The sequence below is a fragment of the Enterobacter cloacae complex sp. 302F9 genome, from assembly GCF_050030335.1.
GTDB classification, from domain to species: domain Bacteria; phylum Pseudomonadota; class Gammaproteobacteria; order Enterobacterales; family Enterobacteriaceae; genus Enterobacter; species Enterobacter hormaechei_C.
In genome coordinates this window covers 3,131,499-3,147,580 of record NZ_JBLGUC010000001.1, presented here as the reverse complement: position 1 = coordinate 3,147,580, position 16,082 = coordinate 3,131,499, and the positions used below count along the sequence as shown (strand labels likewise).

Genomic DNA, 16,082 nt, shown 5'->3' with positions numbered 1-16,082 from the left:
CTATCATCCTGACGAAAAAATCGGGCATTGAGAAGAGGGAGGGCGAACGGAGCATAAAACCGTTCGCCTTAAACGCAATAATCGCTAAATTTTTAACGTTTCGATAACGGCCTGGCGCGCGCCGAGCCGGACGAGGCGCTGGTACGCGCTGGTGATTGCCTCGACAAAGACAGAGTTTTGCGGCAGGTCGTCGCCAAAGATTTCATTTAGCGTCAGCAGGGCGCTAACGCGTTCTGCGTCGCTGCTGGTAGCGACGATGGCCTGAAACTTGTCACTCAGCGGATCGCGTACGTCAATGGCGTTGCCCTGTTCGTCCGTACCGCTGACGTAGCGCATCCAGCCCGCCACCCCCAGCGCCAGTAATGGCCAGGCGGTGTTACGCTCAAGATGCATGCGGATCCCTTCCAGCATGCGCTGAGGCAGCTTCTGGCTGCCGTCCATGGCGATTTGCCATGTACGATGCTGTAGGGCCGGGTTGGCGAAGCGGTCAAGCAGGCTGTCAGCATAGGCTGTCAGATCAACGTTGGTGATGCGCAGCGTAGGGGCCTGCTCATTCAGCATCAGCCTGCGGGCCGCCTCGCGTAAACTGTCGTCCTGCATACATTCATTTATGTGCGCGTAGCCGGCAAGGTAGCCCAGATACGCGAGGAAGGAGTGACTGCCGTTCAGCATCCGCAGCTTCATCTGCTCCCAGGGCAGGACATCCTCAACCATCTGTACGCCTGCCACCTCCCACTCCGGACGCCCGGCGACAAAGTTATCTTCCACTACCCACTGAATGAACGGTTCACAGCTGATGGCGCAGGGATCTTCAACGCCAAGTTCCTGGGTGATTTCCGCGAGTGAGGCGTCGGTGGCGGCGGGCACGATTCGGTCGACCATGGTACCAGGGAAGCTCACGTGCGCCTCGATCCATGCGGCCAGCTCTGCGGAACGCTTTCCGGCCATGCCGAGAACGGCATTTTTCACCACGTGGCCGTTGTCGGGAATATTGTCGCAGGAGAGCACGGTAAACGCCGGCAGGCCCCGCTCGCGGCGGCGATGAAGCGCTTCAACCAGAATACCCGGCGCGGAATGCGGCTCAGACGGGTGCTCGAGATCGTGCAGGATGCGGCTGTTCCGCATATCCAGTTTTCCCGTCGCCGGATCGATGCAGTAGCCTTTTTCGGTAATGGTGAGGGAGACAATTGCCACCTGCGGTTCGCAGAATTTCTCAATAATGGCTGCCAGCGAGTCGAGTTTGGCGTTCAGGCACTCTTTTACCGCACCGATAATAATGGGCTGATTGCCTTCGGCACCTTTCTCCAGCACGGTAAACAGATGATCCTGCGCCCGGAGCTGGCCCATAAGGACATCGCCGCTAAAGAGGCTAATCTCACAAATTCCCCAGTCGCCTCCTTTGGCATTCAGTACCCGGTTTGTTAACAACGCCTGATGCGCCCGGTGGAACGCGCCAAAACCGAAATGGACGATGCGGGAGTGTAACTGCTCGCGATCGTAGCGGGGCTGCTGGACATGAGCAGGAAGCGCGGTGGAGGCAATAGTCTTCATGTAATACACACCTGAGTAACCATTAATTAACAATGCCAGTGTAAAGTTATATGACAACAAATTAAATTGGTAAGCCGTAAATATCCCTGTTATGTGAGTTTGATCAATCAATGCCGCGTGCTGTATTGACCACTTCGATTAAACATGTATGGTAGTCGTCATTGAAGTAACACATATTGGTATAACAACTTGAGAGGGTGGGGCAATGGAACAAACCTGGCGTTGGTACGGGCCGAACGATCCGGTTTCTCTTGATGATGTGCGTCAGGCTGGCGCAACGGGTGTGGTCACGGCGCTGCATCATATTCCGAACGGTCAGGTGTGGCCGGTGGAGGAAATCCAAAAGCGTCAGGCTCAGCTGGCAGAGAAGGGGTTAACCTGGTCTGTTGTGGAAAGTATTCCGGTTCACGAAGATATCAAAACCCACTCCGGTGAGTGTGATACCTGGATTGCGAATTATCAGCAGAGCATTCGTAACCTGGCAGCCTGTGGTATTGATACCGTCTGCTACAACTTTATGCCGATCCTGGACTGGACGCGTACCGACCTGGAATATGAAATGGCCGATGGTTCGAAGGCGCTGCGTTTCGATCAAATCGCTTTTGCGGCTTTCGAACTGCACATTCTGAAGCGTCCGGGGGCGGAAACAGACTACACCGCCGAAGAGCAGCAGCAGGCGCTGGCGTGGTTCAATGCCGCCGGTGAGTCGGACATTGAGAAGCTGGTTCGCAATATCATCGCGGGCCTGCCGGGGGCGGAAGAGGGTTATACCCTCGATCAGTTCCGCGCGCGCCTGGCGGAATATGGCGATATCGATAAAAACCAGCTGCGTGAAAACATGGCGCACTTCCTGCGCGCTATTGTGCCGGTGGCAGAAGAAGTCGGCGTGCGGCTGGCGGTTCATCCTGACGATCCACCGCGCCCTATCCTCGGCCTGCCGCGTATCGTGTCTACGATTGAAGATATGCAGTGGCTGAAAGAGACGGTGGACAGCATCTACAACGGCTTTACCATGTGTACGGGCTCGTATGGCGTGCGGGCGGATAACGATCTGGTGCGGATGATCGAAACCTTCGGCGATCGCATTCATTTCACCCACCTGCGTGCAACCTGCCGTGAAGAGAACCCGAAAACCTTCCACGAAGCAGCCCATCTTGGCGGCGACGTGAACATGGTTGCGGTGGTGGATGCCATTCTCTCTGAAGAGGTACGTCGTAAGCAGGCGGGGGATGTACGTCCTATCCCGTTCCGTCCGGATCACGGGCACCAGATGCTGGACGATCTGCGCAAGAAAACGAATCCAGGGTATTCGGCGATTGGCCGTCTGAAAGGGATGGCGGAAGTGCGCGGTATCGAGCTGGCGCTGAAAATGACGAAGTATCCTGAACTTCTTTAAGCCTGATCGCCCGGTGGCGCTACGCTTACCGGGCCTACGAAAAACCGGCTCTGAGGCCGGTTTTTGTGTTTTTGTAGGCCGGGTAAGGCGCAGCCGCCACCCGACAAACGCCGCAATCAGTCAGCACGACCCATATAGCGTTTTTCTTCGATATGGATACGGATTTTCTCGCCCGCTGACAGGTACTCTGGCACCTGTACGACCAGACCGGTAGTCAGGGTAGCCGGTTTGTTACGCGCACTTGCAGACGCGCCTTTGATGCCCGGTGCCGTTTCAACAATTTCCAGATCAACGGTCTGCGGCAGCTCCAGCGCCAGCAGCACGCCATCCCAGGTCAGCACCTGCATGTCCGGCATTCCACCTTCTGGAATAAACAGCAGCTCTTCTTCGATCTGATCTTTGGTGAAGATATACGGGGTGTAATCTTCTTTATCCATGAACACGTATTCGTTGCCGTCGATGTAAGAGAAATCAACGTAGCGACGGGTCAGGGTCACGGTATCAACGATATCGTCGCCTTTAAAACGTTCTTCCACTTTCAGGCCGGTGCGGACATCGGAGAAACGCATTTTGTACAGCGTTGCTGCGCCACGGGCGCTGGGTGCCTGAATGTCGATATCTTTCACAATCAGCAGTTTGCCGTTGTAATTCAGTACCATACCTTTCTTAATTTCGTTCGCTCTTGGCATTGCAGTAATCCTGTTTACGGGAGGTAAAAAATATCGCGCCAAATTACTCGCGCGGGGCCTTTCAGGCAAGCGGAATTCGTGGGTTTTGCTATCAATACATAAAAGGTGTTACTGTGCGCGCAATGCCCGACTGCGCGGGCATCTGCCACCAACAGAGAGCATGTATGGATTGTCGTTCCGACTGTGGCGCGTGCTGTACCGCACCGTCCATCTCAAGCCCCATTCCAGGCATGCCGGAGGGCAAGCCTGCCAATACCCGCTGCGTTCAGCTCTCTGACACTAACCTGTGCATGATCTTTGGCTCGCCCCTGCGCCCGAAGGTGTGCTCCGGGCTCCAGCCAACCGCCGAAATGTGCGGCAGTACGCGCCAGCAGGCCATCACTTATCTGCTTGAGCTGGAAGCGCTCACCGCGCCTTAAACGTCTTTGATTCGCGTCAGGCAGCTCAGCGTCAGGACGCACATCACCAGCGCAATCCAGAACACCGTATGATAGTTCCAGATTTCAGCCACAACGCCCGCCAGTGAGCCTGCAATAATCCAGCCCACGCGGGTGGTATTAGTATAAAGGGTGGTGGCAGAGCCTGCCTGACCCGGCATCAGATCCTGGAAGTAGAGCATGCCGATACCGGCCAGGATACCGATGTAAATGGCGTTCAGCAGCTGTAAAGCAAGAAGCAGGGCTGGCGTATGAACCGTCAGCATACCGACATAAAACAGCAGCCCGGCTACGGCGGCGACGCGCATCAAAAAGCGCTTGCCGAAGCGCTTCGCGTAATAGCCCGCAATCAGCATGGTGGGGATCTCAAGCCCCGCGGCGGTTCCCATCATGATCCCGGCCAGCTTCTCCGGCAGATGCAACTCATCAATAATAAACAGCGGCATATTAATGATATAGAGGCTGTTGGTTCCCCACATTAGCGTACAGATAATGAATAACAGCAGCGCGTCGCGCCGGTTACGTCGCGGAGCTTCCAGCGTACCGGTCGCCACTTTCGGCTCTTTGCGCATGGAGGGCAGAAAGAACCAGACCATTGCGCCGCATACCACGAAGGCCACGGCTGCGCTGAGGTACATCACCGTAAAGCCAAAACCCATCGCCAGCGCGTAGGCGAGCGGGGGGCCAATCACCCAGGCCAGCGACACCTGCGCGCGCAGTATCGAGCTGAACATCACCGCTTCTCGCCCGGTGCGGTCGGCATGCTCGCGGGCAAGGGCGAACATCTGCGGGTTGGCGGTCGAGCCGAAACTGCTCAGGAAGACGCCCACGAACAGCAGAATGAAGTAGTTACGGTTCCAGGCAAACAGCAGGCAGGCAAACACCCCGAGCAGGCAGCAAAAAACGATCAGGCTTTTGCGATCGCCTTTGCGGTCTGAACGCCCGGCTAGAAACTGGCTGACGAAAATGCCGATGATGGCGCTCCCGGTGAAGAAGAAGCCAACCATCGCCGGGCGGGCGTGAACTTCGTTGGTCAGAAACAGGCTCAGCGTAGGCGTTTGTAACGCACCGGCAATACCGGTGAGAAAAGCAACGATCAAAAACGCCGTTGACGTCAAATCAAAAGGCTTTGGTGAGGCGGCAGCGGGGGTGTTATGCATGTTCAGTCTTTGCGAGTAACAGAGAGAGGCGGAGTTTACGCCGCCTGTCATTAAATAAACAGAGGGCAAAATCAATATTGCCACAATAAATCAAAATAGCATTTCAGTTTATCGCCGTTTCGCTGAAGCGTGCTGAACCTGTTTGCTGAACATCAGCAAAAACCTCCCGACTGAAGAAGAAATGTGCTGCACTTCTAAATTCTGCAACAAGAAATGTAACTTTTCTTGCAACCTTTTGTAGAAAAGACAAGACTTCTTGAAACGTTTCAGCGCTATCTTGCCTGTCCTGACGAAGCAGGTTAGCGCCTATTTTCTCAGTTAAGCTGAAACGATTCAATTTCAGCAGGAGAGGAGAATCATGTTCCAGTTATCTGTTCAGGATATTCACCCGGGCGAACAGGCCGGGAATAAAGAAGAGGCTATTCGCCAGGTCGCCGCTGCGCTCGTGCAGGCTGGCAACGTGGCTGACGGCTACGTCAACGGCATGCTGGCGCGTGAACAGCAGACCTCCACCTTCCTCGGTAACGGTATTGCAATTCCGCACGGCACCACGGACACCCGCGATCAGGTGCTGAAAACCGGCGTGCAGGTCTTCCAGTTCCCGCAGGGCGTGCTGTGGGGCGAGGGTCAGGTGGCTTATGTGGCGATCGGCATCGCGGCCAGCGGTGACGAACACCTGGGCCTGCTGCGTCAGCTGACGCACGTGCTGAGTGATGATGCCGTCGCGGAACAGCTTAAATCCGCCACCACTGCTGAAGAGCTGCGTGCCCTGCTGATGGGCGAAAAACAGAGCGAAGCGCTGAAGCTGGATAATGAAACCCTGACGCTGGACGTCGTTGCGTCCGATTTGCTGACGCTCCAGGCGCTGAACGCGGCCCGCCTGAAAGAAGTGGGAGCGGCAGATACCACTTTTGTGACGTGCGCCATCAATGATAAGCCATTAAACCTGGGTCAGGGCATCTGGCTGAACGACAGTGCTGAAGGCAACTTGCGTAGCGCTATCGCGGTCAGCCGTGCTGCGGTTGCCTTTGAGACAGACGGCGAACGCGCCGCGATGTTGGTAACGGTCGCCATGGCGGACGATCAGCCGGTATCCGTGCTGAAGCGTCTGGGCGATCTGCTGCTGAACAATAAAGCTGAAAAACTGCTGAACGCAGACGCGGCGACGGTGCTGGCCCTGCTGACCAGCGACGATGCGCTGACGGATGACCTGCTGAGCGCAGAGTACGTGGTGCGTAACGAACACGGCCTGCATGCCCGTCCGGGCACCATGCTGGTGAATACCATTAAACAATTTGCAAGTGAGATCACCGTGACCAATCTGGACGGTTCGGGTAAACCAGCCAACGGGCGCAGTCTGATGAAAGTTGTCGCGCTGGGCGTGAAGAAAGGCCATCGTCTGCGCTTTACCGCGCAGGGTGCGGATGCTGAACAGGCGCTGAAAGCGATTGGCGACGCCATCGCGGCCGGTCTGGGGGAGGGCGCATAATGAGCAGACGTGTTGCGACCATTACGCTGAACCCGGCTTACGATCTGGTGGGTTTCTGCCCGGAAATTGAGCGTGGCGAAGTCAACCTGGTGCGGACGACCGGCCTGCATGCCGCAGGAAAAGGGATTAACGTGGCGAAGGTGCTGAAAGATCTCGGCATCGACGTCACCGTAGGCGGCTTCCTCGGTAAAGACAACCAGGATGGTTTTCAGCAGTTGTTCAGTGAACTGGGCATCGCTAACCGTTTTCAGGTTGTGCAGGGCCGTACCCGCATCAACGTTAAGCTGACCGAGAAAGACGGTGAAGTGACCGATCTGAACTTCTCCGGCTTCGAAGTGACCCCGGCTGACTGGGAGCGCTTTGTTGCCGATTCCCTGAGCTGGCTGGGCCAGTTTGACATGGTGTGCGTCAGCGGCAGTCTGCCGTCCGGCGTCAGCCCGGAAGCGTTCACCGACTGGATGACGCGCCTGCGCAGCCAGTGCCCGTGCATTATTTTCGACAGCAGCCGCGACGCGCTGGTCGCCGGTCTGAAAGCCTCGCCATGGCTGGTTAAACCTAACCGCCGCGAACTGGAGATCTGGGCGGGCCGTAAGCTGCCAGAATTAAAGGATGTGATTGACGCTGCCCATGCGCTGCGTGAGCAGGGTATCGCTCACGTGGTGATTTCGCTGGGTGCAGAAGGTGCCCTGTGGGTTAACGCCTCCGGGGAATGGATTGCCAAACCGCCTTCAATGGAGGTGGTCAGCACCGTGGGTGCCGGGGATTCGATGGTTGGCGGCCTGATCTACGGTCTGCTGATGCGCGAATCCAGTGAACATACCTTACGTCTTGCTACCGCCGTTGCGGCCCTGGCCGTGAGCCAGAGCAATGTCGGTATTACCGATCGTACCCAGTTAGCCGCGATGATGGCGCGCGTTGACTTAAAACCTTTTAACTAACAGCAGGAGAGGAATAATGAAAACGCTGCTGATCATTGACTCCGGTCTCGGACAGGCTCGTGCCTATATGGCGAAGACCCTGCTGGGCGCGGCGGCACAAAAAGCGCACCTGGATATCATTGATAACCCGGGTGATGCTGAAATGGCGATTGTTCTGGGCGACAAAATCCCCGCGGACAGCGCCCTGAACGGTAAAAAAGTGTGGCTGGGTGATATTAATCGCGCGGTGGCACACCCTGAACTGTTTCTGAGCGAAGCAAAAGGTCATGCGACGGTTTACAGCGCACCTGTTGAGGCGGCGCCGGTTGCCGCCGCTGGGCCGAAACGCATTGTTGCGGTAACGGCCTGCCCGACAGGTGTGGCGCACACCTTTATGGCGGCTGAAGCCATTGAAACCGAAGCGAAAAAACGTGGCTGGTGGGTGAAGGTTGAAACCCGCGGCTCTGTTGGTGCGGGCAATGCCATCACGCCTGAAGAGGTGGCGGAAGCCGATCTGGTGATTGTGGCGGCGGATATCGAAGTGGATCTGGCGAAGTTTGCCGGCAAGCCGATGTACCGTACCTCTACCGGCCTGGCGCTGAAGAAGACCGCGCAGGAGTTTGATAAGGCGCTGGCAGAAGCCAAACCGTATCAGGCAACCGGTGCGGCTAAAACTGCGACCGAAGGGAAAAAAGAGTCTGCGGGCGCGTATCGTCACCTGCTGACCGGCGTGTCCTACATGCTGCCGATGGTGGTGGCGGGCGGCCTGTGTATTGCGCTCTCCTTCGCCTTTGGTATCGAGGCGTTTAAAGAGCCGGGCACACTGGCGGCCGCGTTGATGCAGATTGGCGGCGGCTCCGCGTTTGCGTTGATGGTGCCGGTGCTGGCGGGCTTTATCGCCTTCTCCATTGCTGACCGTCCGGGTCTGACGCCGGGTCTTATCGGCGGTATGCTCGCCGTGAGCACCGGTTCTGGCTTTATCGGCGGTATCATTGCCGGTTTCCTCGCCGGTTATGTGGCGAAGCTGATCAGCTCGAAGCTGAAGCTACCGCAGAGTATGGAGGCGCTGAAACCTATCCTGATCATCCCGTTGATTTCCAGCCTGGTGGTCGGTCTGGCGATGATTTACCTGATTGGTAAGCCGGTCGCGGGCATTCTGGAAGGTCTGACCCACTGGCTGCAAACCATGGGGACGGCGAACGCGGTGCTGCTGGGCGCAATCCTCGGCGGTATGATGTGTACCGACATGGGTGGTCCGGTGAACAAAGCGGCATATGCGTTTGGCGTTGGCTTGCTGAGTACCCAGACCTACGCGCCGATGGCGGCGATCATGGCGGCCGGTATGGTGCCTCCGCTGGCGCTCGGTCTGGCGACGATTATTGCCCGCCGTAAGTTCGATAAAGCGCAGCAGGAAGGCGGTAAAGCGGCGCTGGTGCTGGGCCTGTGCTTCATCACCGAAGGCGCAATCCCGTTTGCGGCACGCGATCCAATGCGTGTTCTGCCGTGCTGTATCGTGGGTGGTGCGGTGACGGGGGCTATCTCCATGGCGGTAGGTGCGAAACTGATGGCGCCGCACGGCGGTCTGTTCGTCCTGCTGATCCCTGGCGCCATCACGCCGGTGCTGGGTTATCTGCTGGCGATTGTTGCCGGTACGCTGGTGGCAGGCCTGTCTTACGCGGTGCTGAAGCGCCCGGAAGCGGAAGTGGTCGCAAAAGCAGCCTAAAAGAGGTGTCGGGTGGCGGCTTCGCCTTACCCGACCTACAAAAAAAGCCGGGTGCGTAAGCAGCCCGGCTTTTTTTATGCCGCCTGTTCAGCGGTTTGCTGCGCCTTCAGCCAGGCAATCTCTTCCGCCCAGATATCCGGGTTAATGGTTTCGAGCACCATCGGAATGCCGTCGAAGCGGGCGTCCTGCATGATAAAGCGGAACGCATCATGGCCGATGTTGCCTTCGCCCAGGCTGTGGTGGCGGTCAACGCGGCTGCCGAACGCGCTTTTCGCATCGTTTAAGTGCATACCGCGAAGGTATTTAAAACCGACAATACGCTCGAACTCCTCGAAGGTATTTTTCGTGGCCTCGGTTGTGCGCAGGTCATAGCCGGCGGCAAAGGCGTGACAGGTATCGATGCACACCCCCACGCGGGATTTATCTTCCACGCCGTCGATGATCGCCGCCAGATGCTCAAACTTAAAGCCGAGGTTGCTGCCCTGACCGGCGGTATTCTCAATCACCGCCGTCACGCCCTGGGTTTTATCCAGCGTCATGTTGATGGACTCGGCGATGCGCGCCAGACAGGCGTCTTCGTCAATCTGCATCAGATGGCTGCCGGGATGGAAGTTCAGCAGCGTCAGCCCCAGCTGTTCACAGCGCTGAACCTCATCCAGGAACGCTTCGCGGGATTTTTCCAGCGCCTCGGCAACCGGGTGACCGAGGTTAATGAGGTAGCTGTCGTGGGGAAGGATTTGGCCAGGCCCATAGTGGTATTTCTCACAGGCGGCTTTGAAATCATCAATCACTTCAGCGGTGAGCGCTGCGGCGCGCCACTGGCGCTGGTTTTTGGTGAACAGGGCGAAAGCGGTCGCCTCGATTTCGGCGGCGCGAATGGCGGCATTCGCAAGGCCACCGGCAGCGCTGACGTGCGCTCCAACATATTTCATAAAAAGACTCCTGTTAACCCGAAATGCCTATGATAGCGGGTTAACAGGAGAAGGACGAGATGGTTTATGCCAACAGGCTGTGCACGGCGAAGTTAATCGCACCACCGCCAACGATTAGCCAGATGAACAGCACCAGCGCCATCAGCAGCGGTTTCGCGCCGGCTTTTTTCAGCGCGCTGACGTGTGTGGTGACGCCCAGCGCCGCCATCGCCATCGCCAGCAGGACCGTATCCAGCGTCACCAGCATATCCACCATCGCTTTTGGCAGCAGGTGGAAAGAGTTGAAGACAGCGACCACGATGAACAGGATCGCAAACCACGGAATGGTGATTTTGCTTTTCTCGCTGCCGCCTGACGGAGCAAGCTGTTTAACCCGCGCCGCGAGGAAAATCAGGAACGGGGCCAGCATCATCACGCGCAGCATTTTGGCGATGACCGCCGCGTTTTCCGCTTCCGGGTTAATGGCGTGACCTGCCGCCACCACCTGCGCCACTTCGTGCATGGTTGAGCCGATATAAATGCCGTAGGTTTCCGGACTAAACCAGTGCGCCACCAGCGGATACATGGCCGGATACAGGAAGATCGCCAGCGTACCGAAGATAACTACCGTCGCGACGGCAACCGTGACTTTACTGGCTTCGGCTTTAACGACGGGTTCTGTTGCCAGTACCGCCGCCGCGCCGCAGATGCTGCTACCCGCACCGATCAGCCAGCTGGTCTGTTTGTCCAGCCCAAAGATCTTCTGGCCGATAAAGCACGCCAGTAAAAAGGTGCTCGAAAGGGTCAGGACGTCAATGGCAATCCCGCTGACACCGACATCCGCAATCTGCGAAAAGGTGAGACGGAAGCCATAAAGGATGATCCCGAGACGTAATAAATGCTGCTTGGCGAAAATCACGCCGCCGTCGCAGGATTTCCAGATGTGTGGATAAACGGTGTTCCCGACCACCATGCCAAGCAGAATGGCCAGCGTCAGGGCGCTGAACCCTGCGCCGGCAACCGCCGGTATACTCCCGCCCCATAAAGCCACGCCGGTAACCACGGCGCTGAGCGCGAGACCCGGCACGAAGTGCCACACTGTACGATGATGTTGTAAGGTGATTTCTGACATAACCTTCTCCTTTGTCTGGCTAAAGGTTACGGCGCTCTGGCTTAAAAATAAAATTGATTATATATTTATAATCAATCTTTATAAGTGGTAAGCAACCATGCACATTACATTGCGTCAGCTGGAAGTTTTTGCCGAGGTGCTGAAAAGCGGCTCGACAACCCAGGCGTCACAAATGCTGGCGCTCTCGCAGTCCGCCGTTAGCGCGGCCTTGACCGATCTTGAAGGGCAACTGGGCGTTCAGCTTTTCGACAGGGTAGGAAAGCGGCTGGTGGTGAACGAACATGGCCGCCTGCTGTACCCGCGTGCCCTGGCCTTGCTGGAGCAGGCAACGGAGATCGAACAGCTGTTCCGCGAGGACAACGGCGCTATTCGCGTCTACGCCAGCAGCACGATCGGTAACTACATCCTGCCGGAAGTGATTGCCCGCTACCGCCGGGATTTTCCGACCCTGCCGCTGGAAATGAGCGTCGGCAACAGCCAGGACGTGATCAACGCGGTGATCGATTTCCGCGTGGACATCGGGCTTATCGAAGGGCCGTGCCACAACGTGGATATCATTGCGGAACCCTGGCTGGAGGATGAGCTGGTGGTGTTTGCCTCCCCGGCCTCTTCTTTACTCCAGGGCGAGGTGACGCTGGAGCGTCTGGCGCAGGCGCAGTGGATCCTGCGAGAGCAGGGCTCCGGCACGCGTGAGATTGTCGATTATCTGCTGCTGTCCCATCTGCCGCAGTTCCAGTTAGGGATGGAGTTAGGTAACTCCGAGGCGATTAAGCATGCGGTGCGTCATGGCCTGGGCATTAGCTGTCTTTCCCGACGGGTGATTGCCGAACAGCTGGAAACCGGCTCTCTGGTTGAGATCCCCGTTCCGCTGCCGAAGCTGGTGCGCACGCTGTGGTGCATCCATCATCGTCAGAAACACCTTTCCAGCTCGCTCCAGCGTTTTCTGCGCTACTGCGCCATTTAACGTTCCCCGGTGGCGCTTCGCTTACCGGGGCTATGTGCGCTTATCACCCCACATTTTTATGCTTTACTTATAATCCTGGCCGAGTCATGAAGCTCTCTTATAACTGAGCATTTCTGCCGGAAGCAACGCAGATCGTCTGCTACAATCGCGCCTCATTTATTGAATGGACAGCATTTTCACATGGTTTCAGAAACTAAAACCACAGAAGCGCCCGCGCTACGTCGCGCACTTAAGGCGCGTCACCTGACGATGATCGCCATTGGCGGCTCCATCGGTACGGGTCTTTTCGTTGCCTCTGGCGCAACAATTTCGGCAGCCGGCCCGGGTGGGGCACTATTCTCTTATATCCTGATTGGCCTGATGGTCTACTTCCTGATGACCAGCCTGGGTGAACTGGCGGCATACATGCCGGTGTCTGGTTCGTTTTCGACCTACGGACAAAAATACGTTGAGGAAGGCTTCGGCTTCGCGCTGGGCTGGAACTACTGGTACAACTGGGCGGTGACCATCGCCGTTGACCTCGTCGCCGCACAGCTGGTGATGACCTGGTGGTTCCCGGACACGCCAGGCTGGATCTGGAGCGCCCTGTTCCTGGCGGTCATCTTCCTGCTGAACTACATCTCCGTGCGCGGCTTTGGCGAAGCGGAATACTGGTTCTCTTTGATTAAAGTGGCAACCGTCATCATCTTTATCGTCGTCGGTGTGGCGATGATCGTTGGTATTTTCAAAGGGGCTGAACCGGCGGGCTGGAGTAACTGGACTATAGGCGATGCGCCGTTTGCCGGGGGCTTCTCGGCGATGATTGGCGTGGCGATGATTGTCGGCTTCTCCTTCCAGGGTACCGAGCTGATTGGTATCGCGGCCGGTGAATCCGAAAACCCGGAGAAGAACATTCCGCGCGCGGTGCGTCAGGTGTTCTGGCGTATCCTGCTGTTCTATGTGTTCGCGATCCTGATTATCAGCCTGATTATTCCGTATACCGACCCAAGCCTGCTGCGTAATGATGTGAAAGACATCAGCGTCAGCCCGTTCACGCTGGTCTTCCAGCACGCGGGCCTGCTCTCTGCCGCGGCGGTGATGAACGCGGTGATCCTGACGGCGGTACTGTCTGCGGGTAACTCCGGGATGTACGCCTCCACCCGCATGCTCTACACCCTGGCCTGCGACGGTAAAGCGCCGCGTATTTTCTCGAAACTGTCTCGCGGTGGCGTGCCGCGCAACGCGCTGTATGCGACCACGGTAATTGCGGGTCTCTGTTTCCTGACCTCCATGTTCGGCAATCAGACGGTCTACCTGTGGCTGCTTAACACCTCTGGTATGACGGGCTTCATTGCCTGGCTGGGCATTGCCATCAGCCACTACCGTTTCCGTCGCGGGTACGTCAAGCAGGGGCATGATCTGAATAATCTGCCGTACCGGTCAGGGTTCTTCCCGCTGGGGCCGATCTTCGCCTTCGTTCTGTGCCTGATCATTACCCTGGGTCAGAACTATGAGGCCTTCCTTGCGGACACCATTGACTGGGGCGCCGTCACGGCCACCTATATTGGCATTCCGCTGTTCCTGATCATCTGGTTTGGCTACAAACTGACGAAAGGAACACGCTTCGTTCGCTACAGTGAAATGGATTTCCCGGAACGATTTAAACAATAACCGCACTTCCTCTCTTTTAGCCCGCTCAGTTGAGCGGGCTTTTTTATGGGCAGATCAGAAGCTGTAGGTCATGCCGACGGTATAGCGACGGCCATCCAGCACGGTGTCATACGTATCGTAATCAATCTGCTTATCGAGCACGTTATACACACCGGCAGTAACCAGCAGGTTTTTGTTGGCGTTGTAGCGCATACCGACATCAACCTGAGTGTAGGACGGCGTACCCTGGGACATTGACGTGCGGCTCAGGTACTCAGACGTTTTACCGCGCAGGTTCAGACGGCTCCAGAATCCGACATCTGGCGTCGCCTGCCAGTCCAGGGTGGTGTTGAACATGTGTTTCGGCATTTTGTTCAGTGGCTTGCCGGAGAACTGGCCGCTCTTCTGCTCAGACTCCGTATAGGTGTAGTTTGCAGTCCAGTTCACATCGCGCGTGATTTTCCACCCGAAGGAGGACTCCACACCGCGCATGTTGGCTTTGTCCACGTTGACGCGATCGCTGACGAAATCATAGCTGTGATCGCCAATCGTACAGGCGGGATCGGCGCTGCTGTTACAACGGCGAACTTCCGTAATCTTGTCCTTGAAGTCGGTATTAAACAGCGTTACGCCGGCATTCAGGTTATCGTTGTTATCCCAGAGCAGGGCGAGCTCTTCGCTCAGGCTCTTCTCTGGTTTCAGATCCGGGTTGCCAACGATGATACCGTCAAGACGGCCGCCACCCGTTACCTGGCCCCAGCTGGCAGACGACTGACGCAGATCCGGCGCACGATAGCCAGCCGAAACCCCGCCTTTTAACGTCCACTGATCGGCCAGGTGCCATACGCCGTAACCGCGCGGCGTCCAGTTAGTACCGTAGTTTTGGTCTTTGTCCATACGCAGGCCGCCGGTCAACGTAAAGCTTTCCGTCATTGCCCATTCATCTTCGGCAAACAGGGCCCAGCTCCAGCGCGTCAGTTTGTTCAGGCCGTCAGCAGCTTCCAGCTGATTACCCTTGTCGCGCAGTTTCTCATAACGATACTGCCCGCCGAGGGTCAACGTATGATCGCCGAGGAAAATCTGGTTCTGGTTGTTGAAGGTGGTGTTATAGGAGCGCATTTTGCGACCTGGATTATTGGTCTCTTCCTGCTGGATATAGCTGGTGGTATTGAAGTCGTCGTAATACCCGCTGTGCGTTAAGGAGTAGGTCGTGTGTTCATAGCGCGAGTCGCTTTTGGTATTTGGCGTACAGGTTGTTCCCCGGCAGGTTTCAGCCGCTTTCGACATCCCCGGGGTGCTGTTTCTGTCCTGAAGCTCGCGAGCAAAGTCGAGGTCGAAATCGTTCTTCTCGTCCGGCGTGAAGTTCAGCGTAATGCCACCGTTACGCATTTTCTGCTCGTTATAGCCGTTCACGATTTTATCTTCTGCGCGGCGTGACAACAGCCCCGTCACTTTTGCGCCCAGCAGTCCGTCGATCAGGGGACCAGAAGCGTAGGCGTTGGTCTGGAAGATATCGCCGGAATCATTGTTTTCCTGGAAGGTTGCATCGCCATGCAACGAACCGGTCCAGACTTTAGTGTTCGAGACTTTTTTGGTAATGACGTTAATTACGCCACCCATAGCATCGGAGCCGTAAAGCGAGGACATCGGGCCGCGGATGACCTCGATGCGCTCAATGGACTCCAGCGGCGGCAGCCAGCCTTGTTCAATACCCGAGTTGTCGCTGTTGGGGCGGGTGCTTCGCGTACTGACGCGTTTGCCGTTCACCAGGAACAGGGTGTACTGAGAGGCCATGCCGCGAATACTGATATCACTGCTGCTCCCGCCGCCAGTGACGACAACGCCCGGGACGTCTCTCAGGGCATCGGTAACATCACGGTAGGCTTTATCTTCAATCTGCTGTTTTGAAATCACAGAGATGGAGGCGGGGGCATTCTGGATTTTTTGTTCAAAACCCGTCGCGGTGACGACAACGGTGTCCTGATCGGCTGCGTGAACGAAGGGGGAACATGTGGCAGCGCCAATGGCGACGGCCAGGAGCTTAATGCGCGGTATTGTCATTTGTACATTCCGTATAAAAATGA

General features: G+C 56.7%; 13 protein-coding genes. 7 read left to right on the top strand and 6 right to left on the bottom strand.

Translation table 11 applies throughout. The annotated features are described in order from the left end of the window. Positions 1-84 precede the first annotated feature (84 nt). Positions 85-1,551, bottom strand: coding sequence for a mannitol dehydrogenase family protein (locus tag ACQG0T_RS15225; protein ID WP_023295063.1), 1,467 nt, complete (start codon positions 1,549-1,551; stop codon positions 85-87). Between the two features lie 205 nt (positions 1,552-1,756). Between ACQG0T_RS15225 and uxuA the strand changes: the two genes are divergently transcribed. Then, entirely contained in the window at positions 1,757-2,947 is a 1,191-nt protein-coding gene (uxuA, locus tag ACQG0T_RS15220) for a mannonate dehydratase (protein ID WP_023295062.1), read from the top strand. Positions 2,948-3,063: 116 nt separating this feature from the next. Here uxuA and yeiP read toward each other — a convergent pair whose 3' ends face one another. Further along, entirely contained in the window at positions 3,064-3,636 is a 573-nt protein-coding gene (gene yeiP / locus ACQG0T_RS15215; protein WP_003859355.1) for an elongation factor P-like protein YeiP, read from the bottom strand. 164 nt (positions 3,637-3,800) lie between these two features. On the opposite strand from yeiP, the gene ACQG0T_RS15210 reads away from it, so the two are divergent. After that, complete coding sequence (locus tag ACQG0T_RS15210; RefSeq protein ID WP_003859353.1) at positions 3,801-4,055, top strand: YkgJ family cysteine cluster protein; 255 nt, start codon at positions 3,801-3,803, stop codon at positions 4,053-4,055. On the opposite strand, the gene setB is transcribed toward ACQG0T_RS15210, so the two are convergent. Then, complete coding sequence (gene setB, locus ACQG0T_RS15205) at positions 4,052-5,233, bottom strand: sugar efflux transporter SetB (protein ID WP_015572310.1); 1,182 nt, start codon at positions 5,231-5,233, stop codon at positions 4,052-4,054. The two genes, ACQG0T_RS15210 and setB, sit on opposite strands and share 4 nt — an antisense overlap. A gap of 358 nt (positions 5,234-5,591) precedes the next feature. Here setB and fruB point away from each other — a divergent pair, with 358 nt between their 5' ends. The 3 genes from fruB to fruA are packed head-to-tail and all read left to right on the top strand — an operon-like array spanning position 5,592 to position 9,362. After that, positions 5,592-6,722: a fused PTS fructose transporter subunit IIA/HPr protein gene (gene fruB, locus ACQG0T_RS15200; RefSeq protein WP_040117881.1), complete on the top strand. Its 1,131-nt coding sequence runs from the start codon at positions 5,592-5,594 to the stop codon at positions 6,720-6,722. Further along, positions 6,722-7,660 carry a 1-phosphofructokinase gene (gene fruK / locus ACQG0T_RS15195; RefSeq protein WP_006811313.1) on the top strand — a complete coding sequence of 313 codons (939 nt, stop codon included), beginning with the start codon at positions 6,722-6,724 and terminating at the stop codon, positions 7,658-7,660. The genes fruB and fruK overlap by 1 nt, the downstream gene beginning before the upstream one ends. Before the next feature lie 16 nt (positions 7,661-7,676). Further along, complete coding sequence (gene fruA / locus ACQG0T_RS15190) at positions 7,677-9,362, top strand: PTS fructose transporter subunit IIBC (protein ID WP_015572312.1); 1,686 nt, start codon at positions 7,677-7,679, stop codon at positions 9,360-9,362. 74 nt (positions 9,363-9,436) lie between these two features. Here the strand turns inward: fruA and nfo are convergent, their stop codons facing one another. Then, complete coding sequence (gene nfo, locus ACQG0T_RS15185) at positions 9,437-10,294, bottom strand: deoxyribonuclease IV (protein ID WP_017693043.1); 858 nt, start codon at positions 10,292-10,294, stop codon at positions 9,437-9,439. A gap of 64 nt (positions 10,295-10,358) precedes the next feature. Continuing rightward, positions 10,359-11,405, bottom strand: coding sequence for a YeiH family protein (locus tag ACQG0T_RS15180; RefSeq protein ID WP_271040361.1), 1,047 nt, complete (start codon positions 11,403-11,405; stop codon positions 10,359-10,361). 97 nt (positions 11,406-11,502) lie between these two features. On the opposite strand from ACQG0T_RS15180, the gene yieE reads away from it, so the two are divergent. Together yieE and ACQG0T_RS15170 are read left to right on the top strand one after the other, a co-directional pair. Further along, positions 11,503-12,369: a DNA-binding transcriptional regulator YeiE gene (yieE, locus tag ACQG0T_RS15175; RefSeq protein WP_017383387.1), complete on the top strand. Its 867-nt coding sequence runs from the start codon at positions 11,503-11,505 to the stop codon at positions 12,367-12,369. 180 nt (positions 12,370-12,549) lie between these two features. Beyond that, positions 12,550-14,019, top strand: coding sequence for an amino acid permease (locus ACQG0T_RS15170; protein WP_006811308.1), 1,470 nt, complete (start codon positions 12,550-12,552; stop codon positions 14,017-14,019). A 54-nt stretch (positions 14,020-14,073) separates the two neighbouring features. Here the strand turns inward: ACQG0T_RS15170 and ACQG0T_RS15165 are convergent, their stop codons facing one another. Continuing rightward, positions 14,074-16,059 (bottom strand): ligand-gated channel protein, encoded by a 1,986-nt coding sequence (locus ACQG0T_RS15165; protein WP_252051201.1) that lies wholly within the window; start codon positions 16,057-16,059, stop codon positions 14,074-14,076. Positions 16,060-16,082 lie beyond the last annotated feature (23 nt).

Bases quoted from the DNA above. Each gene is read 5' to 3' on its own strand.
- ACQG0T_RS15225 (WP_023295063.1), bottom strand. From the start codon at position 1,551: ATGAAGACTATTGCCTCCACCGCGCTTCCTGCTCATGTCCAGCAGCCC.
- uxuA (WP_023295062.1), top strand. From the start codon at position 1,757: ATGGAACAAACCTGGCGTTGGTACGGGCCGAACGATCCGGTTTCTCTT.
- yeiP (WP_003859355.1), bottom strand. From the start codon at position 3,636: ATGCCAAGAGCGAACGAAATTAAGAAAGGTATGGTACTGAATTACAAC.
- ACQG0T_RS15210 (WP_003859353.1), top strand. From the start codon at position 3,801: ATGGATTGTCGTTCCGACTGTGGCGCGTGCTGTACCGCACCGTCCATC.
- setB (WP_015572310.1), bottom strand. From the start codon at position 5,233: ATGCATAACACCCCCGCTGCCGCCTCACCAAAGCCTTTTGATTTGACG.
- fruB (WP_040117881.1), top strand. From the start codon at position 5,592: ATGTTCCAGTTATCTGTTCAGGATATTCACCCGGGCGAACAGGCCGGG.
- fruK (WP_006811313.1), top strand. From the start codon at position 6,722: ATGAGCAGACGTGTTGCGACCATTACGCTGAACCCGGCTTACGATCTG.
- fruA (WP_015572312.1), top strand. From the start codon at position 7,677: ATGAAAACGCTGCTGATCATTGACTCCGGTCTCGGACAGGCTCGTGCC.
- nfo (WP_017693043.1), bottom strand. From the start codon at position 10,294: ATGAAATATGTTGGAGCGCACGTCAGCGCTGCCGGTGGCCTTGCGAAT.
- ACQG0T_RS15180 (WP_271040361.1), bottom strand. From the start codon at position 11,405: ATGTCAGAAATCACCTTACAACATCATCGTACAGTGTGGCACTTCGTG.
- yieE (WP_017383387.1), top strand. From the start codon at position 11,503: ATGCACATTACATTGCGTCAGCTGGAAGTTTTTGCCGAGGTGCTGAAA.
- ACQG0T_RS15170 (WP_006811308.1), top strand. From the start codon at position 12,550: ATGGTTTCAGAAACTAAAACCACAGAAGCGCCCGCGCTACGTCGCGCA.
- ACQG0T_RS15165 (WP_252051201.1), bottom strand. From the start codon at position 16,059: ATGACAATACCGCGCATTAAGCTCCTGGCCGTCGCCATTGGCGCTGCC.